Source organism: Ruegeria sp. YTSC004, from assembly GCF_059609805.1.
Genome location: NZ_JBXWMJ010000005.1, coordinates 246,675 through 265,053, shown reverse-complemented (window position 1 = coordinate 265,053; position 18,379 = coordinate 246,675). Strand labels below are relative to the sequence as shown.

Here is an 18,379-nt window from a genome sequence, read left to right as displayed (position 1 = left end):
CCATGGACCCGGCGCTGCGTGAACTTCTGGGCAGCGGGCGGCGGCGCGACAGCGTCGAGGCGATCCTCCGCCTGCACCCTGGAGCCAAAGTGCCAGAGAAATGGGTCAGACCGGTGACACGGTTCGGCGACATTCTGACGGTTCGGCTCAGGCGCGGCGACATTTTCCAAGTTTGGTCGCACCCATCGGTAAAATCACTGAAAGCAGCGCGTGTCTTTGGGCAAAGTCGAGAGACACCTCCAACGCCTGAGGTGTTTTCGCGTACGCGCGCGCCCACCCGTCAGGCCCACCCGCGCCACCGTGGGCAAGGTGTTGTGCTTGGAGTGATCGATTGGGGGTTTGATATTGCTCATCCGGCCTTTCGAGACGCCGCAGGTCAAAGTCGGGTACTGGCATTGTGGGATCAACGTGAACCGTCGCGCGGCGTGCAGCCGAAGCCATACGGATACGGTCGCGTCATTACCCGGCGAGAGATCGACCGAGCACTTACAACGTCTCGGCCCTATGAACGCCTTGACTACCATCCCGGTGACGCGGATCGGGGGCGGGGCGCGCATGGAACGCACGTTGCGGATATTGCTGGCGGTTCGCCGCGTTCAGATGGTGAAGGCGGATTGGCCCCAGAGGCTGATCTGGTGTTCGTACATCTCTCGGCGGCGCGTCTGGGCGGGCTTTCAGATCTTGGAAATTCTGCGCGGATCATCGAAGCGGTGGATTTCATTCGTCGCCTGAGCCGGGGGAGAGGTTGCGTCATTAACATGAGCCTCGGTCGACAGGGAGGAGCAAAGAACGGCACCAGCCTGGTGGAACGTGCACTTGATGCCTTTGTCACTGAGCGGGACGATGCAGCTATTGTGCAATCTGCAGGCAATTATTTCCTGGCCAATTGTCATGCCGCAGGAGTGCTGCCTCCGGGCCATATGCGCTGGATCGGGTGGGATATTTCCCGTCACGACCCAACCGACAATGAGATGGAGATTTTTTATTCGGCGCGCGACCGGATGCGTGTAAGTCTGCGGCCGCCAGGACAAGAGGCGATTACGGTCCCCTTGGGTGACACACGCAGCCTTCGCGACGTATTTGGGCGCGAAATTGCACGGGTTTATCATCGCGCGCTTGAGCCGAACTCGGGTGATCATCACTGCGATATTTTTGTCTACGCGAATGCACCCGGCGGGCGCTGGACAGTGGAAATCAGCGCGGATGTCGTAACCGACGGGCGCTATGACGTCTGGATCGAGCGGGACGGCTCTGGCCCGCGCCGTCAGTCCCGATTGGCCCCCGGCGAGGCCGATCAGACCTGCACCATCGGGTCGATCGCTTCGGGCTACCACTCAATCGTAGTCGGCGCCGCGCAGCAAGGCCGGGTGGGCGCTCGGCCTGCGCGTTTTGCCTCGGCTGGTCCCACCCGCGATGGCCGGACAAAGCCGGACGTTGTGGCACCTGGTGTGGCGGTGCGGGCCGCCCGCAATACACCGCTTGGCGAATCCCACCCGCGACCACGTCATACCCATATGTCTGGCGCAAGCCAGGCTGCCCCGTTTGTCGCGGGTCTTTTGGCAGCCTGTTTATCGGCTGCTGGCCCGGGGCAAGGCATTCACGATTTACGCAGAATGATCATTGGTACCGCCCGCCCGCAAGCGGCGCACAAGCTGGTTGACCGTCTGCGTCTGGGTGCGGGTCTGGTCGATCCGCAAACCGCGCTTCGTGTTGCTGAGCACAGTTCCTCACACCCCATAAGAGACAGAGGATTGGTACGATGAAATATGACAGAAGTTCATTCGGACATCGCAGACGCACCTATCGGCGCGGACGAATGGGAACTGCTGAGGCCGGTGGCCATGCTCATCATGGGGGGCACTCCATGACCTTTTGGGTTGATCCCAATCTTATGCGAGACAGGCCAGCGGAAGTGCGTGGATTTGAAGAATCCGGGCCACGCCAATTTACCCATTCGCGATTCAGAAACGATAGCTTTCTGACCCAGGTCCTGAATGGTCGACGTACCATGCGACGTGGGGCACGAGGCGCGTCTGTTCGCAAGGTACAGCAAGCGCTGATCGATCTTGGTTTCCAACTTAGGTTCGGCGCAGATGGTGATTTCGGGCGCGAAACAGATCGAACTGTCCGGGCTTTCCAGACAAATGTCAGAGCGCACAATTCCAGCTTCCTTGTCGATGGAATCGTGGGCGAGAATACCATTGCGGCCCTTGATGCGGCAATCAATCGCTTGCGGTTGCGAAAGGATGTCACTGCGCTGACCGCGACGGAGCAGGCCGCACTTGCTGGAGCGCTTCAGGCGCTGAATGCTGCGGATGAACGCAGGCAGTTCGTCGTTGACCATGCAAGGAGGGCTATCCATGGAAACGCAGGGTTCCTGCCCTGGCACAGGCAGTTCATCCTGAATTTTGAAAGCCGTCTGCGCCGCCATGATGACCGCGTGTCGCTGCCTTACTGGAACTGGTTCACTGACCCCGGGCAACGCGGAGGTGTGCGTATGTGGAACCGCGCGATGGAGCGCATATTGGGTGGCGATGGAGATCGGACCAGACCGGGGAATCGCCGCATCGGCTTTCCTGTCGTGTCAGGACCAATTGGGAGTGGATGGTCAAGCTTCACCGCGACTGGATCAGTCGATGAACCTTTTCTGCGAAGGGTATTTGGGGAACATCGCGGACGACCAAGCGGAGGCGTAACCCGCGCCCGTGTGATGCGGGAAAGAGTGTACGACGTGACGCCATTCGACTCGAGCGACCGACGCGGCTTTCGGCATGTTCTTGAATTTGGCCCGCATGGCGCCGGGCATATGTGGACCGGCGGGCAAATGGCCGATATCACACTGTCGCCAAATGACCCGGCGTTCTTCTTCCATCACTGCATGGTGGACAAAGTCTGGGCGGACTGGCAAGCGGGGAAACCGGCGGCTGCGGGCTATTTACCCAATACTCCTGTGGGTTCGGTGCCGGGGCGGAACACTTCTATGGAGGTGTTTGAAACCAATCGGCCAAGCCCTGGCAGCGTGACGCCTGCAGCGACACTGGATCTCACCAACCAAAGCGATAATCTGGGAAATACAGGGCTCTTGGTTCGGTACGTGTGAAAGCCGCATTGAGTTCTTGGATTATGTATTGGAGGCGAATGGCAACCCGCTATGCCCGGTGCACCAAAACCTTCTTTTCTGCTATCGCTCTCGCGGCAACCGTCATCTATTGGGCATGACGATTGATCGTAGTACGTCGAATGTGTCTTGAGTTCAGGATGCTGCACCGTGGGCCAACGTTCGACATGGAAACAAAAGCATGGGTCCAAGCCTCCAGTTGAACCCTGCCGCCTCTTCGGACACGCCCCACAGCTTTGTTATGACCGCTTATTCGTCAGCGTGGGGATGCAGAGTGCCTTTACCCTCTTGAAATCAAGCCGGAAAGCGATGCGGTGCGATTTAGCTTTTTTGATTTCGTTGCATATTCAGTAACCGATGAAATGTTTGCTCAACATTGCGATCATGAAGATTCTGAGGGTGATTGGCTTCAAATCTTTTCGAAGTCGTTCTTCATAGAATTTGTGGAACGAAGTACTTGGGCGACGCCAGAATTCCCCGGCAAATTGACACACTATCAGATCAATACACTTGATCACACGATTAACATCGCAACGCGCTACTCTCCTGAAATTCTCAAATTTGCACATTGAGGCAAAGTAAGTTCGGACCCGGTGCAGACGTTCACCAAATTTCGCTCACCATCTGATTTGCGGGCAACGTTGTTTGGCGTACCAGCGGCGCGGTTACCAGATCGACCGTCGCCTATTACAATCCAATTTTGGCTGTACAAATTCGGGCGGGCCGAATTCCTAGGACAGTTTGGAGTTTTTTTGCTACCCTAGCTTATTGTCACTGCACTTGGCTTTGCGTGGGGGCGCTGGTCTATTGAAAAAACCAATTTTTACAGCAGCGGTCATTTTGAGTACATTTTGTCCGCTTAGTTCAGATGATGTAGCGGCGGAAACCGCAGAAGAAGTTGAGACGGGCAACCGACTAGCAGCGGTGTTGCGAGCCGGTAGAAGTGTCGTGTCGAACAGTCAGGACCTAATCAACAATCCGGATGTCACGGACAAAGGGCTGTCCGGTGAAGTGTTTTACGAGAAAGTTATTGAGGCCTACTCGGAGGCTAACGGTGAACCACCGCTGCATGATGGGCTGGACCCACTAGAGCGTAAACTTACAGAAACGCAGCTGGACGCTATGGTCACGGTAATCGACGCAAACCAAGAGATAATAAATGCCGAGGGAGTGGCATTTAAAGGATTTATTCCAGCCGTATTTGCGCGGCTGGTAAATGAACAGTTCGCAGATGAAATTGGCACGTCTGCTGTGGTCAAGGTAACGGCGCCCTCGGAACTTGTCCGCAATCGCATGGCCCGTCCGGATTCCTGGGAAAACGCGATCATCGAGGAAAAGTTCAAGGACTCCTCTTGGGCCGAAGGGCAGCCATTTTTCGAAGAAACTGACGTTTCAGGAACACCCGCTTTCCGTATGCTGATCCCCGAATACTACTCTGAGTCCTGTCTTTCATGCCACGGATCGCCAGCGGGTGAAACGGATGTGACCGGTTTCCCAAAGGAAGGTGGGCAACTTGGGGATCTGGCAGGTGCAATCAGCATAACCCTTTTTAGATGAAACAAGATTCTGGTTTGAGTAACAATTGGAAGTGGGTGTCCGAAAACACTATTCCGGTGCGCATTGGGTCACTGTCAGCGCTATTGTTAACCGCTTTGGTCGTGAGCACCATTGTGATGGTCTACGATCTGGCGCGTAACCAAGCCCGCATACAAGACGCAAATACTGAGTTTCACCGGCTGGAAGTAGCTGGCCAGGCCGACCGTCATTTTGGCGAGATGAGGTATTGGCTGACGGATCTTTCTGTCAGTTTACTGACCCTTTCGGAGCGGCGCGCCAACGAAGCAAGGACGATGCTCAATAGCAGCCTCGAACAGCTCGCCGCTTTTGCACCAAAGTCCGCAGCCAGTGTACAAGAGCAGGCAAACTCCTACTACGAAACTTCTATGCAAGCAGCCGATGCTTACACAGATGGTAACCGGGTGCTGGGAAACACTCTACTGGCACAGGCCCGAGTGGCCAGTGATGCCGTCGACAAGACGTTGACGCAATTGGTCGATGACCTATCTGAAAGCGCCGACCGAACCAGAAATGAAGCAACGGTTGCCGCCAAGGCTGCGATGAACCGAGCGATCATTGCGTGTGTCGTCATTGTGATATTGGGAGCGCTTCTTACGTGGCGCGCTCTGAGGTCGATCGTTGTGCCGCTGCATGCAATCAACATCGCGATTTCAGGACTGATCCGGGGTGAACGGGATGTTACTCTGCCGCCCGAAGGCCCTGATGAGCTGGGCCGGATGTCCCAAGCGCTAAGAGCGCTTCGCGACAGCCAGGACAAACGGCGCGAACTAGAAGAAGAAGCGCGTGCGCAGCGCAATACGATTCTGACAGCAATTGAAACAATTCCAGACGGATTTGCGTTGTTCGACAACGAAGACCAACTCATACTCTTCAATGACCGGTTCCGCAGCATTTTTGCACATGTAGACGACATACTTGGGCCGGGCACGCGGTTCGAGGATATCTTGCGGCTGCAACTGGAACGAAAATCGGTTGATACCGATGGTGTGCCTGACGAAGAGTGGATTAGCAGCCGGCTTGCACGACATCGCAGGCCTGACGGAGATCGCCAAGAAGTCTTGCTGGGTGGCGCATGGATTCAGGTGTCAAAACGCCAGACCCCCGACGGGGGCACGGTCGCTGTTTACAGCGATATTTCTGACCTTAAGTCCAAACAGGAACAACTTGAAGAAGCCAACGCGCAGGCGATCGCTGCCAGCTCTGCAAAAAGCCAGTTCCTGGCTTCCATGAGCCACGAGTTGCGCACTCCTTTGAACGCGATCATCGGTTATAGCGAAATGCTGTCCGAGGATGCGCAGGACATGGGATTCGAGACTGCGACGGATGACCTGGAGAAGATCATGGCATCCGGGCGACATCTGCTCTCGCTCATCAATGACGTTCTTGATCTGTCCAAGATCGAAGCGGGCAAAATGGAAATGTACCCGGAACGCTTCGCACTGCGGCCCTTGTTGGACGAAGTCGCGTCGACCGTGGTTCCCTTGGTGAGCAAGAACAGAAATGAACTGGTTCTCTCTTGTGATCTCGCAGACACTGACGAGATCGAAACTGATAAAACCAAGCTCCGGCAGAACCTTTTCAACCTGTTGTCCAACGCGGCGAAGTTCACCGAAGGTGGTAAGATTGAGCTTCTCGTCTCTAAACTCCGGAAAAATGATACAGATTTCTTTCGATTTGCGGTGCGAGATCAAGGTATCGGAATGACGCCGCAGCAACGCGACAAGCTGTTCCAAGCGTTCGTGCAAGCTGATCAGTCTACTACGCGGAATTTCGGAGGCACAGGGCTAGGGCTCGCCATTGCGCAGGAATTTACGCGTATGATGGGCGGGCATATTACTGTCGATAGCAAAGAGGGTGTTGGATCGACCTTCTCTTTCGAAATCCCAGCCCGCTACGATACCATTTCTACGTCGACTAACGAATACAGCGAAACGTCACCGGACACTGCTTTGGGCCGCGTTCTGATAGTGGATGATGAAGAAGACGCACGGAACGCGGTGGCAAAAATCGTGCGCGAGGAGGGGTATGATGTCTTGCTGGCATCGAACGCAGCGGCGGGCATGGAAATCGCGCGCTCGCAAAAGCCTGACGTCATTCTTCTGGACGTTATCATGCCTGAACGCGACGGCTGGTCTATGTTGAAGGAACTCAAGGCAGACTCGAAGCTGTGCGAAACGCCCGTTGTCCTAGCCACGATTGTCGCGGATCGCGACATGGGCCTTGCCTTCGGAGCGATCGAACACCTAATTAAACCAATTGATCCAGCGCGGCTGATCGCAACGTTGGATGCTATCGCCTCCGGACGCGACAAGGACGTGCTGATCGTTGACGACGATATGTCAACGCGAAACCTGTTTCGCCGCATCCTAACGCGCAACGGATGGACGATACGCGAGGCGGCAGACGGTCACGGCGCGCTCAGCCAATTGAAATCCAAAAGACCGACACTGATGGTATTGGACATTATGATGCCGAATGTGGACGGTTTCGATGTTCTCAAAACGGTTCGCACAACTGATGAGCTTGCAGATTTGCCGGTTATCGTAGCCACGTCCAAGGACCTGACGCGGGACGAACTGGATTGGTTGAAAGCCCATTCAGATGAGGTCATCCGCAAAGGAGATACCGGTCGAGGTGATCTGATTGCGGCACTGAAACGCCAGTTACAAGATTATTCATAAGTCGGAAAGATTAAGGCGATGGCAAAGATACTTATTGTGGAAGACAACGATATGAACCTCGATATGCTGTCGCGCCGGCTGCAGAGAAAAGGCTACGAAACCGTATCTGCCCGCGATGGTCAGGCCGGCGTTGAACAAGCCCTATCGGATAAACCGGATCTGATTTTAATGGACATGAGCCTGCCCGTAATCGACGGGTGGGAGGCGACCAGACAGATAAAAGCAAACCCAGATACAAACGCTATCCCAGTTGTCGCTTTGACCGCCCATGCGATGCAGAGTGATCGTGACAAGGCCATGGATGCCGGTTGCGACGAATTCTATACCAAACCGATCGAACTGCCCGGGTTGCTGGAAATTATTGAAAAACTGCTGGACGGGTAGCGCGGCATGGTTTCAGAGACCCGAAAAGACAAGTTGGCATTAGCCACCCGCATTTCCCAGAACCTCAATGGGCCGTCAGAAGCGATTGTTGGGTTTCATAATCTGCTGATCGAGGAAGTACGCAGATCAGGACCAGAGGCTGCGCTAGAGGATTTGCAAAAGATTGGCGCCGCCGCCAGCAACCTTGTTCAGTTGGTCGAACTGTTAGGGAAAAGTGCGCACCAAGTCACCGCCGACAAAGACGCGCAGGCAAAATTACGGCATGATTTACGCTCTCCGATCAATGCGATCATTGGGTATTCGGAAATGGTTCTGGATGATTTCGAGGCAGATCTGAAGCCTTCCGCTTGCAGCGACATAAACGCGATCCTGAGCGAAGCGCGCAAGCTGGCGCTACAGATCGACAGCACCATCAGTGATGCAGACATTCAGAATAACGCTGAGGACAGTGACCGGGATCAGGAAATTGCGGCCAACCTTGAACGCAGCCTTGCGAACTCTGATGCCGGTCGCGAAACCCTGACCGGACGTATCTTGGTGATTGATGACGAGGCGGCCAATCGGGAAATCCTGACCAGGTTACTAGAGCGCAGAGGGCATAGTGTGCGGTCCGTCGGCTCGGCCAGGGAAACTTTTGAGGCACTAAACCGCGAGGGATTCGACCTTGTTCTGTTGGATATTCTTATGCCAGAGGTGAATGGCATCGATGTCCTCGAAAATATGAAAAAAGATTCGTCTTGGCGCGAAATACCCGTAGTCATGGTTTCCGGTCTTAACGAGACCGACGCAATCGCCAAGTGCATTAGTGTCGGCGCCGAGGACTATTTGCCAAAACCTATCGACCCAGTGTTGCTGCATGCGCGCGTCGATGCCTGCATGGAACGCAGCCGCTGGCGCGCTAAGGAATTGGCGCTCGCAAATGAGATAAAATACGAACGTGACAGGGCAGACAAATTGCTACACTCGATGCTGCCCGCGCCAGTTATCAAACGCCTAAACGATGGTGAGACGAACATCGCTGATCGCTTCGCTGGCGCAACCATAATATTCGCGGATATCGTAGAATTCACTCCGCTGGTTGCCCGCATGGACGCTGGTGACTTAATCCGGGAATTGTCAAAATTGTTTACTGCATTTGATGACCTGGCAACCCTGCACGGCATCGAAAAAATCAAGACAATTGGAGACGCCTATATGGCGGCATCGGGGATCCCCGTGCGACGCGAAGACCACGCGCTGGCGGCAGTAGGCTTTGCACGTGACATCCTAAGGAAGATGTCTGACAGCACAGTAAGCAGCGCGGGGCTGCAAATCCGCATAGGTGTCCATACCGGACCAGTCATTGCCGGTCTGATCGGGCGAAAACGGTCAATTTATGATGTATGGGGAGAAACCGTGAACCTTGCCAGCCGTCTCGAGGCCACAGGCAGGTCGGGGCACATCCACATCTCTGCCCAAACCAAAGATGCGCTGGGTGACCATTTGCCCAACGCGGAAGCGCAAACTCATTTTGTCAAAGGAGTGGGTGAGATAACATCCTACTTCGTATCCTAAGGCTTGTAATGCAGCATTGCGTCCTAATCGTTTCGGCGGTTTGATAGTTGAAAACGTCGAATTGGAACTTCGCCGTTCGGCCCAATTTGTGCTGCTAAAATGGGATGATTGCGGTCCAAAACCCTATGCTCAGTATCCACTGAATACCGTTAGGCTTCATTATCCCCGCTTCGAATTTCGAGCGGTGAACATGACTGATCCTGCGATCCGCCATACCCGCCCACAACGACAACCCGACAGTGACGCGAGACACTTTCACTGAATGCTTCCTCACCCCTGAGGCCCGCTTTGAGTCCAAACTAACGGCTTCTACGGTGTGAACGAATTGGCGCAAACCATTACGATTCAGACATTCAAACCTTTAGCCCTGGCCGGGAGAACACCCACTGTTAAAATGATACAGTTCCATTTATTCGCCGCATTTCTGCGCGTCAGTTCAGGGCGCTCCAGGCACCCCAAGTTTTTGTACTTTTCAGCGATGTATTGCCATCCATTCACCCGAATTTTTCGACCTCTATTATCCGTTCTTATTAGTTCCATTTGTTGCGCCGACGATCCCGGTATTCTGACGTACATCTTGCGCAACGAAATTTTTCGTCTACTCGATCGTCAGTTTCCCACTGTCGGGAGTTGTAGATGTTGGGCAAGACGCTGCCATGCCCGTTCAGCATGCTCGGACTGCGCCTCGCGGAGACGTACCAGGCGAATAATCAGAAGTTGCGAAGGTAAGACGTCGTCGATCCGCACCAACCGCCCTTGTGAAAGGTGTTCGACAATCAAGGAGTGCGGCAGCCAGGCAACCCCAATATCCGTTAGCACCAGTTGCAACACCGCCAGTGTCAGGGCGGTTTCGGCGGCCATTGACACGGTGGTGTCCTTGGGCAGGCGCGGATTGATCATCCGGGCGAAAACCTGCCCCAAAAAGACCTCTGACGGGTAGCTAATCGTTGGAAGAACCGCTGAATTGGCCTTGTTGCGGCCGTTCGGCGTTGCGACCGGGATCAAAAGGTCCGTTCCAAGATCCACCGTTTCAAAGGCATTAACCGGTACGGGTGCATCATCACCCGGAAGCGCATACATGATCGCAAAATCGACCTCTCTGGAGATCAAATGCATCAGACATTCATCCTGGTTGCCCGACCGCACCCGTGTCAAAACGTTACCATCCGTACTCAACGCCAGAACCACCTGCGGCGACACTGTGGTGGTCAGCGCATGCTGGCAGACAAAACCCAGTGATTTCGAAGCCTGATCGCTTGCGGTCTGCATGGTTTGGCGCAATTTGTGCATTCTTGCACTGAGATCACGTAACTCGGGCTCAAGCGCCCGTACGCCGGGCAACAGGGTAACCGGTTTGCGGCGGCGATCAAACAGTGCCGCGCCTATGCTGTCTTCAATGAGCCGCACCCGGCGAGTAAAGGCCGACTGCGTCAGAAACCGTTTTTCTGCCGCACGCGCCAAGGAGCCGCCATCAAGCACAGCTAAGATATCGTCTATCCATTCAAGCCGCATGGAACACAGATAGAGCAACCCACAATAACTTGCAATTCTTGCAATATATTGTCGGTATTTCGCATTAGGAGCCGCAATTTTAGACGGATATGTTGAGGAAAGCCAAAATTAGGAGTCTTCTTATGCATCTCGCCCGCTTTCCCCGGCTGCATCTTGCCCATCTGCCCACACCGCTTGAGCCGATGAAACGGCTTTCCAAAGAGTTGGGTTGTGAAATCTGGATCAAACGCGACGATTGCACCGGCATGTCAACGGGCGGCAACAAGACCCGAAAGCTTGAATTCCTCATGGCCGAGGCCGAGAAACAGGGCGCCGACATGGTGATGACGCAAGGCGCGACCCAGACAAATCATGGCCGGCAGACCGCTGCTTTCGCGGCCAAACTGGGTTTTGATTGTCATATCCTACTTGAGGACAGGACTGGCTATCAGGACGGGAACTACAACACCAACGGCAACGTCCTGTTGGATCACCTGCATGGTGCCACAACCGAGAAGTTTCCCGGTGGTCACAACATGGTTGAAGAAATGCAGAAGGCCGCCGAGAAGAAGCGTGCCGAAGGACGCAACGTTTACGTTATCCCCGGCGGTGGCTCAAACCCGACTGGTGCGCTTGGTTACGTAAATGCAGCCTTCGAACTTTTGTCTCAGGCTAATGAGCGGGGTCTTCGGATTGATCGGCTTGTACATGCGACAGGGTCTTCAGGCACTCAGGCCGGGCTGGTCACGGGCATGTGCGCGATGAATTCCATGGTCCCTGTTCTGGGCATAGGCACGCGGGCACCGCAAGCCAAACAGGAACAGATGGTTTATGATCTTGCCTGCAAAACAGCAGAAAAGCTGAGCTGCGCCGGCATCGTCAAGCGTGAAGACGTGATGGCCAATACCGATTATGTTGGCGAAGGCTACGGGTTGCCGACGGAAAGCGGCATTGAGGCGATCCGGATGTTCGCCGAGTTGGAAGGCATACTGCTTGACCCCTGCTATTCGGCTAAGGGCGCAGCGGGCCTAATCGACCTTGCTCGCAAGGGAGAATTCAAGGATCAGCGGGTTGTATTCCTTCATACCGGTGGCGCGGCGGCCCTGGGCGGCTACGAATTTGCCTTCGACCACGCAAATCGCTGGGTTCATATCTAAACCATGGGCGCGCTACGTCCTGTAGGCATACTTGGCGGCATGGGCCCCGAGGCGACAATCCTCCTCCAACGCAAGTTGGTGGAGGCCGTCCCGGCGCGGGATGACAACGACCACATTCCCCTTTTGATCGATATGAATCCGCAGGTCCCGTCGCGGATTGCCCACCTGATCGAGGGGACAGGCATTGATCCAGGGGATACTCTGGCAACTATGGCGCGTCGGCTTCAAACCGCCGGGGCCAAGGCTCTGGCGATGCCCTGTAACACTGCGCACCACTATGCCGGGGCAATCACAGAAGCAGTGGACATCCCCTTACTAAACATGGTCGAACTGGCGGCGGATCACGCCGCACAAAAGCTTGGAGCCGGAGGTTGTGTCGGCATGCTTGCCTCACCAGCGGTACGCCACACCCGACTTTTCGATACCGCTCTTTCAGAACGCGGGCTGTCTGTTGTCTGGCCTGCGAAAGACGATGCCCTGCTGGCGGCCATCCGTACGATCAAGGCCAAGGGTCCAGGCACATGTGCCCGTGACTCGGTGTTCGCAGCTTCGAAAGATCTTGTCAGCGCCGGAGCGGACCTGCAAATCATCGCCTGCTCAGAATTTTCGCTTGTTTCCGACAGTGTCGCTTGGGATGCCAATGTCAGCGATACAGTCGACCTCTTGGTCCAGGCTATCATCGAGGCGGCAACGGCCGACAGCTCCAAAGACATTGGGTAGCGAACGAATGCCTGCTTGCTTCCAACCGTTTACCGGGCGCCGAATTCGCCTGCGTCGAAGCTGCATGAGCGCGTCATGGGCTCAATGTTGAAATTCTCATCACCGCTGCCCGCCGAAACAATAGCGCGTAATATGCAGTTCCGCTAAAGCAGGTCCCACAATTTGCGTGCGGTCACATCAAAGGCGTCAGGGTTAGACAGGGCAGATATGGTTAAAGAGGTGCACCACGTATCGTCGCCAACCGGCACCAGTACTCCATCGGTAAGTTCGGTCGAAATCGCAGTTTCTGGCATCCAGGCAAATCCACTGCCTTTCAAAAGCCGCCGCTTGATCGTTTCGACCAATCCATCGACATAGATCGTCTCGGCATTCAGCATTTGCCGTTCGACTGTGTTCTCAACCACCATTCCCAGAAACGATGATCGCTCATACGCCAGATGTGGAATGGGCGGGCCGTCTGTCTTGCCAAGATCCCATCCGTTGGCCCGGGTTGTTTCAGCGGCGGCGACAGGGACAAGGCGGTCTATTAGTAGGTCTTTTTTTTCGAATGCCGCCTCATCGATCAATGGCGAGACTGAATGGTGATAGTAGCACAGCAAAACGTCGACCGCCCCTTCAACAAGAAGCTCGCAGCAAGTGCTGAGGGAATCAGACACCACACGTGTGCGCAATTCGGGGATTTGTAGCTGCAATTCTTCAATTCGCGTTGCGAGATAATTGACCGAAATTGTGTGAAGTACCGAAAACCGGATGAACCGGCTGTCCCCGCGATCCGCATCCCGTAACAATTGACGGGTCTCGGACAGTTGTGAAATCGCAGCCAAGGCCACCGGCAGAAACTGTTCTCCGGCGTCGGTCAGACGCACAGGATAGGTGGCACGATTAACCAAAGGAAGTCCAACCCAGTTTTCCAAGGCTCTGATTCTTCGGCTGAAAGCCGATTGCGTGATGTTTCTCTCGTCCGACGCCCGGGTAAAATTCAGGGTTCGGGCAAGGCATTCAAAGTCACGGAGCCAATTCAAATCCATTGTGCGTCCCAGTCTGTCTGCTGTGGTTGACGAGTGTAATCATAACTATGCAATGTTGGAATAGTTTGATGAAATGTTCGAATTGGCCTGCGGAATTCGCTTTGCTCTAGACTTTCAAGCAGGAATCGAAGGCCCGGCCTTGCATCGGACCACTGTCCAACAGCCATGAGGAGGTAATTGCTTTCCGGTCAAAGCCATGAGTTGGAGGCACAAAGAGATCAAAAAACTGACGTCGGAACACGGCGCATCTCAACAGAGGAGACTACCATGAGAACCAAACTGAAAACACTGGGTCTGGCGGCTGCAGTCGGCGCGTTTGCGATACCTGCTCTCGCCGCCGAAGAGGTCAAAATCGGCGTGCCCTCCTGGACTGGCGCACAGGCGATTGCTCATCTTCTGGGTGCTGTGGTTGAAACGCGCATCGGTGGTCAGGTTGAATACGTACCGGGCAACAACGCGACGATTTTCCAGGCGATGGATCAGGGCAAGGGAGACATTGATGTGCACCCCGATGTCTGGCTGCCGAACCAGGAAAGTTTCACCAAGAAATACGTTGACGAAGCGGGTACCGTAACCTTGTCGTCCAACCCCTATGAAGGAAACCAGGGCTTCTGCGTTTCGCAGGACTTCGGCAATAAGATGAACATCACCGATATTGCTGATCTGGGCCGCCCGGACGTCGCCTCAGCGATGGATAGCGATGGCAACGGCAAGGGTGAGATGTGGATTGGCGCCCCCGGTTGGGCTTCGGCCAATGTCAACGAGGTTAAGACCCGTGACTATGGCCTTCTTGATTTCATCGATCCGATCCGTGCCGAAGAAAGCGTCAAGACCGCGCGCATCAAGGACAGTATCGCCAAAGGCGAAGGTTATGCTTTCTACTGCTATAAACCACACGCGGTTTGGTACATGTTCGACGTCCAGATGCTGACCGAGCCGACCTTTGATCCGGCCAAATACGTGATGGTACAGCCGTCGGATGACCCTGATTGGTACAGCAAATCCTCGGTTGCCACCAAGGACGCTCTGAAGAACGTTCAGATTGCATGGTCAAATTCGCTTGAAGATCGCTCGCCTGCGATTGCGGAATTCTTTGCCAACTTTGCTCTGACTGCTGATGACGTCAGCGGTTTCGCCTATGAAATCAGTGGCAAGGGCCGTGATCCAGCAGAGGTTGCCCGTGAGTGGGTTGAAGCCAATCCCGACCGGGTCGACGCTTGGTTGGGCCTCTGATCCGGCGTCTGTTAATCATGCCGACACCGTTGATACCATTCGGTGTCGGCTTCTTTCCCCTTTCGCTTTTGCCCCTCAAACTTTGAGATGTCTCGCATGTCCTCTGAACCTGCCGATACCGTTGTCGAAATTTCGAATGTCTGGAAGATTTTCGGCGCGAACCCTCAAGTCGCTTTGCAGGCGATCCGTGACCGAGGCCTCAGCAAGGCCGAGATTCTGGCAGAGTTAGGCGCGGTGGTTGGCGTCGCCGATGTCAGCTTGTCGGTGAACCGTGGCGAAATCTTTTGCATTATGGGGCTGTCGGGCAGTGGCAAATCCACGCTGGTCCGCCATTTCAACCGCCTTTTGGAGCCTACGGCAGGTAAAATCGAAATCGAGGGCACCGATGTCATGGCCCTTGGCCCGAAAGAGCTTCAGGAATTTCGTAACCGAAAGATCGGTATGGTGTTCCAGAACTTTGCCCTGATGCCGCACCGTTCGGTTTTGGACAATGTGGCGATGCCTCTGGAAATCCGCCAGATCGCCAAGAACGAGCGTATGCGACAGGCGGCAGCCATTCTCGATATCGTTGAGCTGGGCGCTTGGGGATCAAAATTTGCTCATGAATTATCAGGCGGCATGCAACAGCGTGTCGGCTTGGCCCGCGCCCTGGCAGCAAACCCAGATGTTCTATTGATGGACGAGCCATTTTCGGCTCTTGACCCTCTGATCCGGCGCCAGTTGCAGGACGAGTTTATTCGCCTGTCCAAAATTTTGAAAAAGACCACGATCTTCATCACCCATGATTTGGATGAAGCGGTTCGTATCGGTGACCGGATAGCAATCATGCGCGACGGCAAGATGGTGCAGATAGGCACCGCTGAAGATATCGTTATGAATCCCGCAGATGACTACGTTGCCGATTTTGTCGCCGGGATTTCGCGGCTTAAAGTCGTGCATGCCCACGCCGTAATGCAACCGCTTGAACAATATACCGCCGCCAACGGACCGGTTCACAGAGATGCTCCACGGGTCGAAGAAGGCGAAACCCTTAGCAATCTGATCAACATGGCGATTGACGACCAAAAACCCATACTCGTGCAGGACGGCGACAGGGACGTTGGCATCATCACACGCGCCGACTTGCTGCGCACCGTGATCGAAGGAACAGAAGTATCATGAGCGAGCTCAACGATCTTGGCGTCAACCCACTTGAAGACACAGAAAGCGAAGCTGCCCTTGCCTATGCCGAGGAACGCCGCGACAACATCCGTGCCTTTGTCCGCACCAGCCCGGATTACTATATACGGAATTTTGATAAGATCGGTGCCTCATCCCGCTTCACACCGACCTTCAACATTATGGCCGGATTATTCGGTCCTATCTGGTTCGGCGCGCGTGGATTGTGGAGCTGGGCGCTGCCGTTCCTGATCATTGAAACCCTGGGCTTTGTTCAGATCGCGCGTGGTTTGTTTGGGGAACTGGCCGCCGACGCCATGCAGCGTATAGCATCCATTGAAGGCACACTTGAGCTGCGCCGCAAACAGCTTGCCGCAGCAATCGAAAGCGGCTCGGACAAGATCGACGTCTATCAGCGCACGGTCGAATCCCTTGAACAAAACATCGGTGGCATTCGGGCCGAAGCCGATGCGCTTGCCGCCCAAGGCCCTATGATCGTTCTAACCGGGATCGTGATCTTGTTGCTGGTTAAAGCAGTGCAATCCATAGTGGCCAATTGGGCGCTTGAGGCGCGGTTTTCCGATTGGCTGTCGGATCGTTCGATCCGGTCGGCAATGCCAATCACTCATATTGTGTTTAGCGCGGTTTTCATGTTTCTGATCGTCACCGCCGCAATGCTGCACTACAGCTTTCCGGGCCGTTTTTCCCTGCTCAGCCATTTTCCCACCGATCCGGCAATTCGCCTGACCAGCATCCAAGGGGTCGAAGACTTCATCGCATGGTGTGTACGCAACAGCGAGGCGTTTTTCGACGGGTTGACCTTTGGCATTCGCGCGCTTCTTGACGCGCTTGAGGTTATCCTGGTTCAGACGCCGTGGATCGTGATTGCCAGCCTGATCGTGCTTTTGACATGGCTCACGGCAGGCATCCGCACGGCCATCTATTCAGGGGCTTTTCTGGCCTATATGGGGCTTTTGGGGTTTTGGGAGGGGGCGATGACAACGCTGGCCCTATTGGGTACGGCGGCCTGTCTGTCCATTGTCATAGGGATTCCCTTGGGCATGTTCGCCGCACGCCGCCCACGTTTTTACGCCTTTATCCAGCCGATCATGGATTTTATGCAGACTATGCCTGCCTTTGTCTTCATGGTCCCGGTAATCGCATTTTTTGGTGTCGGCAAACCGGCAGCGGTGGTTGTCACCATGATTTTTGGTGGCACCCCAGTAGTGCGTTTAACCGTCCTGGGCTTGCGGGGTGTGCCCGAAAGCGTGCGTGAGGCGGCAATCAGCTTTGGTGCTAACAAATGGTATCTGTTGACCAAGGTTGATCTTCCTCTGGCGTCCCCATCAATCCGCGCCGGGATCAATCAGACAATTATGCTGTCACTGGCAATGGTCGTCGTGGCTTCGTTGATCGGGGCCAAGGGATTGGGTGAAGATGTCCTAGAAGCATTGCAATATGCCAATGTCGGACAGGGTATACTCGCTGGCTTCTCGATCCTGTTCTGCGCTATGATCCTTGATCGTATCGTGCAGGGCGGGCGCAAATGACACCGGTCGTTTTTGTGCATGGCTTCATGGGCGGAAGCCGACAATGGCAGGGGCAGGCCGATTCAGCAGTCGGGCACGAGATCATCAGCTTAGATTTGCCGGGATTTGGCGAAAATGCTTGTTGGAAAGCGCTGGACAGTATTGGCGACTATGCTGAATGGGTCCTAGGCCAACTGAGCACGCGCGGCATCGGGCGTTTTAACCTGGTCGGCCATTCGATGGGCGGGATGGTCGTGCAAGAAATGGAGGCGCGCGCGCCAGAGAGAATAGGGCGATTAGTGCTCTACGGTACCGGCGCCACAGGAGTCCTTCCGGGCAGGTTCGAGACCATCGGTACATCCAAACGCCGCGCTCAATTGGACGGACCGCAGGCCACCGCCAGACGGATCGCAGCGACCTGGTTTCTAAATCGGGAATATGCCGATGGCTACAAAGACTGTGCCGCCATCGCCGAGCAATGCAGATTGCCGACCATGCTAAATGGGCTTGACGCGATGGAGAATTGGAGTGGTGTCAAGCACCTGGAGAACATCGAGGCCAGAACACTGGTAGTCTGGGGTGACCGTGATCGAACCTACTCATGGAGCCAGACCGAACAATTGTGGCAATCCATTCCCAACGCCAACCTTCTGGTTATGCCGGAATGCGCCCATGCTGCGCATCTGGAAAAGCCTTGGCTCTTTAACAGTGTATTAAAGGATTTCTTTTCGATCTGATGTGGTGTCGA

General features: G+C 54.9%; 14 protein-coding genes and 1 pseudogene. 13 read left to right on the top strand and 2 right to left on the bottom strand.

Annotated features, from left to right (window positions below):
* Positions 1–2 precede the first annotated feature (2 nt).
* The 7 genes and pseudogenes from AC2FFP_RS11800 (at position 3) to AC2FFP_RS11770 (ending at position 9,315) form a co-directional block, all read left to right on the top strand.
* On the top strand, positions 3–1,763 hold the full coding sequence (locus AC2FFP_RS11800; RefSeq protein WP_496767344.1) for a S8 family serine peptidase: 1,761 nt from the start codon (positions 3–5) through the stop codon (positions 1,761–1,763).
* A 101-nt stretch (positions 1,764–1,864) separates the two neighbouring features.
* Complete coding sequence (locus AC2FFP_RS11795; RefSeq protein ID WP_496767346.1) at positions 1,865–3,100, top strand: tyrosinase family protein; 1,236 nt, start codon at positions 1,865–1,867, stop codon at positions 3,098–3,100.
* A gap of 29 nt (positions 3,101–3,129) precedes the next feature.
* Positions 3,130–3,219: pseudogene (locus AC2FFP_RS11790) on the top strand (IS5/IS1182 family transposase); the annotation flags it as partial.
* Positions 3,220–3,925: 706 nt separating this feature from the next.
* Positions 3,926–4,675, top strand: a complete 750-nt coding sequence (locus AC2FFP_RS11785) for a Tll0287-like domain-containing protein (RefSeq protein ID WP_496725928.1) — start codon at positions 3,926–3,928, stop codon at positions 4,673–4,675.
* Between the two features lie 101 nt (positions 4,676–4,776).
* The gene (locus tag AC2FFP_RS11780) at positions 4,777–7,377 is read left to right on the top strand and encodes a response regulator (RefSeq protein WP_496844597.1); all 2,601 of its coding nucleotides are present in this window, start codon (positions 4,777–4,779) and stop codon (positions 7,375–7,377) included.
* 18 nt (positions 7,378–7,395) lie between these two features.
* Complete coding sequence (locus tag AC2FFP_RS11775) at positions 7,396–7,761, top strand: response regulator (protein WP_496725926.1); 366 nt, start codon at positions 7,396–7,398, stop codon at positions 7,759–7,761.
* 6 nt (positions 7,762–7,767) lie between these two features.
* Positions 7,768–9,315: an adenylate/guanylate cyclase domain-containing protein gene (locus AC2FFP_RS11770; protein WP_496881062.1), complete on the top strand. Its 1,548-nt coding sequence runs from the start codon at positions 7,768–7,770 to the stop codon at positions 9,313–9,315.
* Positions 9,316–9,924: 609 nt separating this feature from the next.
* On the opposite strand, the gene AC2FFP_RS11765 is transcribed toward AC2FFP_RS11770, so the two are convergent.
* Positions 9,925–10,827: a LysR family transcriptional regulator gene (locus AC2FFP_RS11765; RefSeq protein WP_496767352.1), complete on the bottom strand. Its 903-nt coding sequence runs from the start codon at positions 10,825–10,827 to the stop codon at positions 9,925–9,927.
* A gap of 122 nt (positions 10,828–10,949) precedes the next feature.
* Here AC2FFP_RS11765 and cuyA point away from each other — a divergent pair, with 122 nt between their 5' ends.
* Complete coding sequence (cuyA, locus tag AC2FFP_RS11760; protein ID WP_496767354.1) at positions 10,950–11,963, top strand: D-cysteate sulfo-lyase; 1,014 nt, start codon at positions 10,950–10,952, stop codon at positions 11,961–11,963.
* A 3-nt stretch (positions 11,964–11,966) separates the two neighbouring features.
* Positions 11,967–12,683 (top strand): cysteate racemase, encoded by a 717-nt coding sequence (cuyB, locus tag AC2FFP_RS11755; RefSeq protein ID WP_496767357.1) that lies wholly within the window; start codon positions 11,967–11,969, stop codon positions 12,681–12,683.
* A 143-nt stretch (positions 12,684–12,826) separates the two neighbouring features.
* Here the strand turns inward: cuyB and AC2FFP_RS11750 are convergent, their stop codons facing one another.
* Positions 12,827–13,711, bottom strand: a complete 885-nt coding sequence (locus tag AC2FFP_RS11750; RefSeq protein WP_496767358.1) for a LysR family transcriptional regulator — start codon at positions 13,709–13,711, stop codon at positions 12,827–12,829.
* 267 nt (positions 13,712–13,978) lie between these two features.
* Between AC2FFP_RS11750 and AC2FFP_RS11745 the strand changes: the two genes are divergently transcribed.
* From AC2FFP_RS11745 to AC2FFP_RS11730, 4 genes are all read left to right on the top strand, one after another.
* Positions 13,979–14,944, top strand: a complete 966-nt coding sequence (locus AC2FFP_RS11745) for an ABC transporter substrate-binding protein (protein ID WP_496767362.1) — start codon at positions 13,979–13,981, stop codon at positions 14,942–14,944.
* A gap of 96 nt (positions 14,945–15,040) precedes the next feature.
* Positions 15,041–16,105 carry a quaternary amine ABC transporter ATP-binding protein gene (locus tag AC2FFP_RS11740; protein ID WP_496767364.1) on the top strand — a complete coding sequence of 355 codons (1,065 nt, stop codon included), beginning with the start codon at positions 15,041–15,043 and terminating at the stop codon, positions 16,103–16,105.
* The gene (locus AC2FFP_RS11735; RefSeq protein ID WP_496767366.1) at positions 16,102–17,652 is read left to right on the top strand and encodes an ABC transporter permease subunit; all 1,551 of its coding nucleotides are present in this window, start codon (positions 16,102–16,104) and stop codon (positions 17,650–17,652) included. The genes AC2FFP_RS11740 and AC2FFP_RS11735 overlap by 4 nt, the downstream gene beginning before the upstream one ends.
* On the top strand, positions 17,649–18,368 hold the full coding sequence (locus AC2FFP_RS11730; protein ID WP_496725917.1) for an alpha/beta fold hydrolase: 720 nt from the start codon (positions 17,649–17,651) through the stop codon (positions 18,366–18,368). Before AC2FFP_RS11735 ends, AC2FFP_RS11730 begins: the two co-directional genes overlap by 4 nt.
* Positions 18,369–18,379 lie beyond the last annotated feature (11 nt).

Coding starts and splice junctions, on each gene's coding strand:
- AC2FFP_RS11800 (WP_496767344.1), top strand. CDS start 3: ATGGACCCGGCGCTGCGTGAACTTCTGGGCAGCGGGCGGCGGCGCGAC.
- AC2FFP_RS11795 (WP_496767346.1), top strand. CDS start 1,865: ATGACCTTTTGGGTTGATCCCAATCTTATGCGAGACAGGCCAGCGGAA.
- AC2FFP_RS11775 (WP_496725926.1), top strand. CDS start 7,396: ATGGCAAAGATACTTATTGTGGAAGACAACGATATGAACCTCGATATG.
- AC2FFP_RS11770 (WP_496881062.1), top strand. CDS start 7,768: ATGGTTTCAGAGACCCGAAAAGACAAGTTGGCATTAGCCACCCGCATT.
- AC2FFP_RS11765 (WP_496767352.1), bottom strand. CDS start 10,827: ATGCGGCTTGAATGGATAGACGATATCTTAGCTGTGCTTGATGGCGGC.
- cuyA (WP_496767354.1), top strand. CDS start 10,950: ATGCATCTCGCCCGCTTTCCCCGGCTGCATCTTGCCCATCTGCCCACA.
- cuyB (WP_496767357.1), top strand. CDS start 11,967: ATGGGCGCGCTACGTCCTGTAGGCATACTTGGCGGCATGGGCCCCGAG.
- AC2FFP_RS11750 (WP_496767358.1), bottom strand. CDS start 13,711: ATGGATTTGAATTGGCTCCGTGACTTTGAATGCCTTGCCCGAACCCTG.
- AC2FFP_RS11745 (WP_496767362.1), top strand. CDS start 13,979: ATGAGAACCAAACTGAAAACACTGGGTCTGGCGGCTGCAGTCGGCGCG.
- AC2FFP_RS11740 (WP_496767364.1), top strand. CDS start 15,041: ATGTCCTCTGAACCTGCCGATACCGTTGTCGAAATTTCGAATGTCTGG.
- AC2FFP_RS11735 (WP_496767366.1), top strand. CDS start 16,102: ATGAGCGAGCTCAACGATCTTGGCGTCAACCCACTTGAAGACACAGAA.
- AC2FFP_RS11730 (WP_496725917.1), top strand. CDS start 17,649: ATGACACCGGTCGTTTTTGTGCATGGCTTCATGGGCGGAAGCCGACAA.